This window comes from Paenibacillus sp. WG02, assembly GCF_055396115.1.
Map to the genome: position 1 here is coordinate 1400530 of NZ_AP036016.1, position 6971 is coordinate 1407500.

The 6971-nt window shown below is 45.1% G+C and carries 5 protein-coding genes and 1 pseudogene (1 of these 6 running past the window's edge); 3 read left to right on the forward strand and 3 right to left on the reverse strand.

The features are described 5' to 3' along the window. Positions 1-42: 42 nt before the first annotated feature. Positions 43-1093, forward strand: a pseudogene (locus ACBP55_RS06610) (NAD(P)/FAD-dependent oxidoreductase). Between the two features lie 60 nt (positions 1094-1153). Here the strand turns inward: ACBP55_RS06610 and ACBP55_RS06615 are convergent. Together ACBP55_RS06615 and ACBP55_RS06620 are read right to left on the reverse strand one after the other, a co-directional pair. Further along, positions 1154-2881 (reverse strand): asparaginase domain-containing protein, encoded by a 1728-nt coding sequence (locus tag ACBP55_RS06615; RefSeq protein ID WP_464650612.1) that lies wholly within the window; start codon positions 2879-2881, stop codon positions 1154-1156. A gap of 65 nt (positions 2882-2946) precedes the next feature. Then, entirely contained in the window at positions 2947-4146 is a 1200-nt protein-coding gene (locus ACBP55_RS06620; protein ID WP_464650613.1) for an asparaginase, read from the reverse strand. A 371-nt stretch (positions 4147-4517) separates the two neighbouring features. Here ACBP55_RS06620 and ACBP55_RS06625 point away from each other — a divergent pair, with 371 nt between their 5' ends. After that, the gene (locus ACBP55_RS06625) at positions 4518-5105 is read left to right on the forward strand and encodes a TetR/AcrR family transcriptional regulator (RefSeq protein ID WP_464650614.1); all 588 of its coding nucleotides are present in this window, start codon (positions 4518-4520) and stop codon (positions 5103-5105) included. Between the two features lie 106 nt (positions 5106-5211). Here the strand turns inward: ACBP55_RS06625 and ACBP55_RS06630 are convergent, their stop codons facing one another. Beyond that, positions 5212-6552, reverse strand: coding sequence for an aminotransferase-like domain-containing protein (locus ACBP55_RS06630; protein ID WP_464650615.1), 1341 nt, complete (start codon positions 6550-6552; stop codon positions 5212-5214). Positions 6553-6702: 150 nt separating this feature from the next. On the opposite strand from ACBP55_RS06630, the gene ACBP55_RS06635 reads away from it, so the two are divergent. After that, positions 6703-6971, forward strand: the 5' portion of a protein-coding gene (locus ACBP55_RS06635; RefSeq protein WP_464650616.1) for a DMT family transporter. It continues 682 nt past the right edge of the window; the window shows 269 of its 951 coding nt (coding positions 1-269); it begins with the start codon at positions 6703-6705; its stop codon lies beyond the right edge, outside the window.

Consider the following 6971-nt stretch of genomic DNA (forward strand, 5'->3'; position numbering starts at 1 on the left):
ATGATAATCATTTACGCTTGAAGACTGAGGAGTGATTGGGAAATGGAAGACCAGGAATTGTATGATGTGACTGTCATTGGAGGAGGGCCAGCAGGGCTTTACTCCACTTTTTATAGTGGACTTAGAGAAATGAAGACGAAGCTCATTGAGTACCAATCTCAGCTAGGTGGGAAAATACATATCTATCCGGAGAAAATGATTTGGGATGTGGGAGGACACACGCCAATTCCAGGAGCCAAGCTTATTGAAAATCTTGTAGAGCAAGGATTAACGTTTCAACCGGAAGTCGTGTTGAATGAGAAGGTAGAATCGATCAAACGTAATGAAGAGGGAATTTTTGTCTTACAAGCTGCTTCTGGTCAAAAGCATTACTCGAAAACAGTTATCGTTGCTGTTGGAGGGGGAATATTGAATCCGCAAAGACTGGAGATTGAAGGCGCAGAGAGATATGAAGTGTCGAATTTGAACTATACCGTGAAGTCCTTGCAGCATTTCAAAAACAAAACGGTGATCATTTCTGGTGGGGGCAATTCTGCAATTGATTGGGCAAATGAACTAGAGCCTATCGCCAAAAACGTTTATTTAACCTATCGAAAAGAGGCTTTAACAGGTCACGAAGCACAAGTAAAGCAGACTCATGGAGAGTACCGTTGTTTGTTTCTTCTATACGTCGATTACCAAACTAGTTGCTAGTAGTAATCATGAAGTCATTGAACATGTCGAACTTACGAACCATGAAACAGGTGTGGTATCGTATTTGCCCATTGATGAAGTGATTATTAATCATGGTTATGAACGTGATACAACACTACTTAAAAATAGTGAAATAAAGATTGCGATTGCAGATAACTATTACATCGCTGGTACTGCGGCTAGTGAATCTTCGATAGATGGACTATATGCGGCTGGAGATATACTCCACCACGATGGGAAGCTGCATTTAATTGCTGGTGCATTCCAAGACGCTGCAAACGCTGTAAATAAAGCAAAGCAATATATCCAGCCGGATGCTAATAAGGCGGCCATGGTGTCTTCACACAATGAAGTCTTTAAAAAGCGCAATCGAGAACTAGTCAAACGACTGATGACCTAGAAACTAAAAACCCCTCCTGTATGTAAAAACCATACAAGAGGGGTTATCAATGCTTAGATATTATTTCTTGTTCAGCATGTTAATAATGACCGTTACAGCTTCAGCTCTTGTTGTAGAGCCGCTCGGAACATATTGGTTGTTTTCACTGCCGCTAACGACACCTGCTTGCTTAAGTGCAAAGACAGCGCCTTTGCCCCATGAAGGGATGTCTTGATCGTCGGTAAATCCTGTAGCTGCAGAAGGATCAGCTTTCAGATTCATCGCACCTGCAATCATGGACGCCATTTCCGTGCGGGTAATCGGTTCATTTGGTCGGAATGTGCCATCGTCGTAGCCTTGGATGAAGCCTGCTTTGACAGCTTGCGCAACGGCGTTCTTAGCCCAACTACCAATCTCTTTCTCATCGGCAAAGGCTAGCTTCGCCCCTTCGCCAGCCGGCTTCAGACCATTCATCAGCATGACTGCAAATTCTGCGCGAGTAACATTCTTGTTCGGTTTAAACGAAGTGTCCGGGTAGCCCGAGACGATGCCGTCTTTGATCGCTTTCACGATGGTTACTTCTGCCCAATGTTTCGAGATATCGGACGGATCCACACCAATACTCTGAGTACCGTATGTCGCAAACCAGCCTTTGATCGTGTCGTAATCACTCGAGAATGCCAATGAAAGAAGAAGCATAAGGCGGGCATGCTGTGCATTCAGGTTGTCACCGGCAAAGATGCCATCCGTCGTTCCCAGATACATTGTGCCTGAACCCGTTCTTGTTGTTGTAACGAAGACGACACCTTTTTTAATAGCTTCTGCACGGGCTGCACTCATTTTGGCAGAAATACCGCCTGCGCCTGTACCGGCAGTAACAATCCCTTTGGCACCGTCTGCAACGAAGCCGTTAATGGCTCCGCTGCTTGCTTCTTGGTAGCTATAAACAATTTCAACAGTCGGCAGTTTATCCTTGGTGATGGACTTTAAATCGAACGGGGTTGCCCAATCAGCCTTGCCAGCTTTCATGGCGCGTCCATTCAAGCGATACATACGAATATTATTCTCGTCGATATACCCAAGTGAGCCCAGCATCGGAGTCGCAAATGTATCCAACCGTTGTGCGTTCGTTTTGGTAACTTCTCTGGCCGCTTGGATGACGTCGTTCAGCATGATCACAGTGCCATACCATTTGGTCTTGCCGCTTCCGGCAAGCTTGATAGCGTTGTACAAGTTGGCCGGTGCGTCGGTTCCGATTACGTCCCAAGGACGCATAGCGCCGGTTACAACAACGGGTTTCGGACTTCTCACGGTCAGATCGAGGAAATATGCGATTTCCTCCATAGTGTCCGTACCCGTCGTAACAACTGCGCTGTCGTAAACCTCAAGCGCTTGATCGACGGCTAGAGAAAGATCGTACAGATCTGCGATGGAGTAGCCGCCAGAGCCTTTGTTGCCGAATTGGTAAGTTGTCACATCGGCGATTTTTTGCTTGCCTGGCAGTTGCTTGACGAGGTCTTCAATTAAATACGTGCCCGCTTTATAGTTTTGAAAGCTCGTACTATCCTCAGCTTTGCCCGCTAAGGTACCGCCAGTCCCGATAACAATCACGTTCGAAAGCGGTGATTGTTTAAACGTATCGGAAAGGGCGGGTATCGGAAAACTGGCAGGTTTGGGAGCAGCTTCTTCTGCGAAGGCGGTTGCTGCCACTCCTCCAAATGCCAGCATGGTGCCTAACAAAGACACGATAAGGGGAAGAGCGAACAGCCTTTTGATACGACGAATTTGGCTTTGCTGAGTCCATGTCATGAATGGTTTACCTCCTTGTTATGTGGATGGCCGATACTGGCATCTCTTCTGTGGTCTTGGAGGCCTTAAGGAGCAGCAGGGAGCTGCGCATCGATTTTGACATCCTGTGTACCGTAGTTAGCGAACCAGTCTTTGATCTTGGCTTGATCATTAGAGAATGCCAGTGAAAGCAAAAGCATAAGACGAGCGTGCTGCGCATTGAGGTTGTCGCCGGCAATGATGCCATCCGTAGTTGCTGGATACATCGTACCTGAACCCGTTCTCGTCGTTGTAACGAAAAGTACGCCTTGTTTGATTGCTTCAGTACGGGCTGCACTCATTTTGGCAGAAATACCGCCTGCGCCAGTTCCAGCTGTTACAATCCCTTTGGCACCATCAGCAACCAGGCCTTTAATCGCTCCACCGCCTGCTTCTTGATAGCTGTAGACGATTTCTACGGCAGGCAGTTTGTCTTTCGTGATCGTCTTCAAATCAAAAGGCGTAGCCCAATCTTTTGTACCAGCTTTCACTGCTCGGGCAGGAGCGCGGTAGATGCGGATATTACTCTCGTCAATGTAGCCCAGTGCGCCAAGCATTGGTGTCTCGAAGGTGTCCAAGCGTTGCGCGTTGGTCTTCGTTACCTCTCTAGCAGCATGAATAACATCGTTTAGCATCAGCACAGTGCCAAACCCTTTGGTCTTGCCGCTGCCTGCCAACTTGATGGCATTGTACAGGTTGGCTGGGGCATCGGTACCGATGACGTCCCATGGTCGCATAGCGCCGGTGATGACGACTGGCTTATCGCTGCGAACAGTCAGGTCAAGGAAGTAGGCGATCTCTTCCATGGTATCGGTTCCAGTTGTAACTACGGCACTGTCGTAAACCTGAAGCGCTTGATCGACTGCTAGAGAAAGATCGTACAGATCAGCAATCGTGTAACCGCCTGATCCTTTATTGCCGAATTGGTAGGTTGTCACATCGGCGATTTTCTGTTTACCCGGCAGTTGTTTCACCAAATCTTCAATTAGATATGTACCTGCTTTATAGTTCTGAAAGCTTGTGCTATCTTCTGCTTTGCCGGCTAGAGTACCGCCAGTTCCGATGACGATCACGTTGGATAGTGACGATTGCTTGAATGAGTCCGAAAGAGCAGGAATCGGAAAGCTAGCCGGTGCAGTTGGAGCCTCCGCTGCGAAAGCTAGTGAAGAACCGCTTCCCAACATAGTGATGGTGAGTAAAGAGAAAAGGACACGCTTGAAAACTTTTTTACTTCGTTCCAATGTCATGAAATATTACCTCCCGTGAATGATGTTGGTATGTAAGACAAGATAATCTTATATGGTGTTAGATAAACTGACAAATTAATCAAACTCCTAGAAAGCGATAACAACTATATATTACATACGAAATTCGATTGTTTACTCTATTATTCTACGTTTTTTTAAAGCTATGGTTTATTTCCAAAGATCTGACAGAGTCATGAAATAATAGAAGTTTATTAAATATATGTTAGATAACATTACATATATAATCTATTTTTATGTCAGCAGTTTGGAAACCTTCCATAAGAGTGAAACATAAAACAAAATAACGATATTGTCATTTTGTTTTTGATACCTGTTATGGTATGATTGAATGACTAGAGAGGGGGCCCAATATGTCCAATGATCTTCCATTAACGAAGGAAGCCATATTAGACGCGGCGGAACAGGTGCTTCGGCGTTATGGACCTGACAAAACTTCCGTTGTCGATGTGGCTCGAGCACTTCAAGTTAGCCACGGCACACTGTATCGGCACTTTGCAAGTAAAGCCTCATTAAGAGAGGCGGTAACCGAGCGATGGCTGCACAAAATCATTTTAGATCCCTTAGAAGCTATTGCCGTCCAGTCTAGTGGCAGTGCTACAGAGCGTTTGCGCACCTGGTTTGAAACCTTGATCCAAACGAAGAAGACCTATGCAATTAATGATTCCGAAATGTTTGCCATGTACGCGGCTGTTACATTAGATGCAGTCGAAATGATAAATACGCACGTCTATCAATTAATCGATCAAATTGCCCGCATTATCGAAGAAGGAATGAAATCCAAGGAGTTCAAAACCGCTGAACCAGTGGTTGCTGCGAGAGCTATTTTTATCGCTACTTCCCGTTTTCATCATCCTGCACATGCGAAAGAGTGGTCAGCAGACACGATTGAACAGGATTTTGGTTCTGTTTGGGACCTGCTTCTTTTCGGAATCTCCTAGCATATGAATGTGCAAATAAAATAAAGCCCTTCTGATGAAAGTAATCAGAAGGGCTTTTGCTTTGAAAAGGAAGTTGTTCGTCTCCGAAATTCGAAGGAACTCCGCTTCACCCAAGCATCCGCTTGATCTCATCCGCAATAAGTCGTACCCCGGCTTCGATCCGTTCCTCGGATACTTGCGTTACGCTAAGACTTAACAAATGCTCGGCACCAAAACCAGGTAAGTAATGATGTTCGAGGTTCTGCAGAGTAACACGCTTTTTACGCAATCTATCCAACAGAGTTGGAATGTGCAGATGAGCTGGGATGATGATATGGGTGTACACACCCGAAATCACCTCAGATGGAGATAAGTAGGCAGTGTCACTGTTTGCAAGTAAAGATTTATTCAGTTGCATCAATCTACGCGAATAGGAATCTCTGATTTTACGCTTGCGCCGTTCAAACATGCCACTCTGAATATATATTTCTAATGCCGCTTGCGAGAGCATGGAGCTGTCGATGTCCGACAATTTCTTGTAGTTGCTGAAATTGGGCGTGAGGTCTGTAGGGAGAACGGCTGCGCCAACTCGTAATCCTGGGAACAAGATCTTCGAGTAACTTTTTAAATAAACAACATGGGTTGAAGCATAAGCGAAGATGGGGTCAGATTTCGTATCGTTCTCCAAGTCAGCCAGATAATCGTCTTCGACGATGTAGACGTCATAGCGTTTGGCTAATTGGGCAATTGCTTTCTTCGTTTGTTCCGAATAAGAACTACCGAGAGGATTATGGAAGCGGGGCATCGTATAGAAGAACTTAATATCTTCAGTACGGAACAAGCGCTCTAATTCATCTAGGTCGATGCCGCTGGCTGTTCTTGAAATGCCAAAAGTAGGGATTTGATAAATTTCTAAAAGGCGTATAAACAAATAATAACTCGGTTGTTCAAGCAACACCCCGCGTTTTCCATTCGGAAAAGGCATCAAAGCCAAGACGGATAAAGCTTGCTGCACGCCGGATGTAACATGTATGTTGCTTGGATTCGTGAACACCTGATAATTGGCCAAATGCTTAGTTAACACCTTCAATAAAGATGGCAGTCCTTGCGGAGTTCCGTACACGAACAGGTCGTTCTTATAGGTATCAATCGCTTTATTTATACAATGTTTAAAATCGAGATAAGGAAACAACTCTGGGTCTGGAGCACCTGAAGAGAAATCATAGACCAAGTGTTCCGCTGGATGGAAGGCATCTGTTTTCTTTTGTACCGCATAATACCCGCTTTGGGGGATAGAGTAAATGAGATGACGCTTCTCAAGCTCCGTATAGGCACGAATGACTGTGCTCTTATTGCAAGAATAGGTGATGGACAGCTCCCTTATTGAGGGAAGCTTTTGTCCGGATCGTATATGTCCATTCTCAATTTGCCGTTCAATGTCATTAAAAATATGAGAATATTTATGCATAAATATTTCCCCCTGCCATTTAATTGTACCGGTACAGTTGGTTGGTAAAATGATTGTAGTGCGAAAGAATTCGGTCTATGCTTGTAACCATCAGCCGGCCGGCACCATTACCAATAAAGTACCATAAAACCGTTAGGAAGTGGGAGAAATATGAATAACCGAAATGGAATCAAACTTGCCTATATATTTGCCGTACTTAATGCAGTAATCATTGGATTTTCTTTCTTGTTTGCCAAAATAGCTCTTGATCTCGCGCGCCCACTCGATACGCTCACCTACCGTTTTGCCGTTTCGTTTGCAGTTTTATCTATCCCGGTTGCACTTGGCTTCGTTAAGTTGAATTACCGTGGCAAGCCGCTAGCCAAAGCGCTTCTGCTCGCAACAACCTATCCACTGGGATTTTTTACACTTCAAGCCTA

What these genes read in the sequence shown, in the direction of transcription:
- ACBP55_RS06615 (WP_464650612.1), bottom strand. Translation starts at nt 2,881, where the DNA reads ATGACATGGACTCAGCAAAGCCAAATTCGTCGTATCAAAAGGCTGTTC.
- ACBP55_RS06620 (WP_464650613.1), bottom strand. Translation starts at nt 4,146, where the DNA reads ATGACATTGGAACGAAGTAAAAAAGTTTTCAAGCGTGTCCTTTTCTCT.
- ACBP55_RS06625 (WP_464650614.1), top strand. Translation starts at nt 4,518, where the DNA reads ATGTCCAATGATCTTCCATTAACGAAGGAAGCCATATTAGACGCGGCG.
- ACBP55_RS06630 (WP_464650615.1), bottom strand. Translation starts at nt 6,552, where the DNA reads ATGCATAAATATTCTCATATTTTTAATGACATTGAACGGCAAATTGAG.